This window comes from Novosphingobium sp. 18050, from assembly GCF_902706195.1.
Lineage (GTDB): Bacteria > Pseudomonadota > Alphaproteobacteria > Sphingomonadales > Sphingomonadaceae > Novosphingobium.
Window position 1 is genome coordinate 1 of the sequence record NZ_CACSJO010000091.1, and the last position, 447, is coordinate 447.

1 protein-coding gene is annotated in these 447 nt (G+C 67.3%); it reads left to right on the top strand.

Annotation, left to right across the window (positions count from 1 at the left end; all coding sequences use genetic code 11):
• Window positions 1-349: phospholipid-binding protein MlaC (locus GVL61_RS24515; RefSeq protein ID WP_200845021.1), on the top strand; the 349-nt coding region annotated here is incomplete at its 5' end.
• Window positions 350-447 lie beyond the last annotated feature (98 nt).

A 447-nucleotide genomic window follows, 5' to 3' on the forward strand; every position in this document is an offset into this window, starting at 1 on the left:
GTTCAAGTCCCTGCTGGTGCGCACCTACTCGGGCGCCCTGAGCCAGGTCAACGATCTTTCCATCCAGGTCAAGCCGCTGCGCGCCGGCGCCGGCGAAACCGATGTGCTCGTGCGCTCCGAGATCCTGGGCCGCGGCGACCCCGTCCAACTGGACTACCGCCTGGAGAAGACCCCCGGCGATGCCGCGGGCTGGAAGATCTACAACCTGAACGTGATGGGCGTCTGGCTGGTGGAGACCTACCGCACCCAGTTCGCGCAGGAGATCAATGCCAAGGGCATCGATGGCCTGATCGAGTCGCTGGCGGCCCGCAACAAGGCCAACGCCGCGGGCACCGGCAAGGCCGGCTGACCGCCTTCCGGCACGCACTGCCATGCTGGTCCTTCCCACCGAATTGACCCACCAGCAGGCCGAGGCCTGCCTGCGGATGCTGCTGCAGGGGCTCAAGG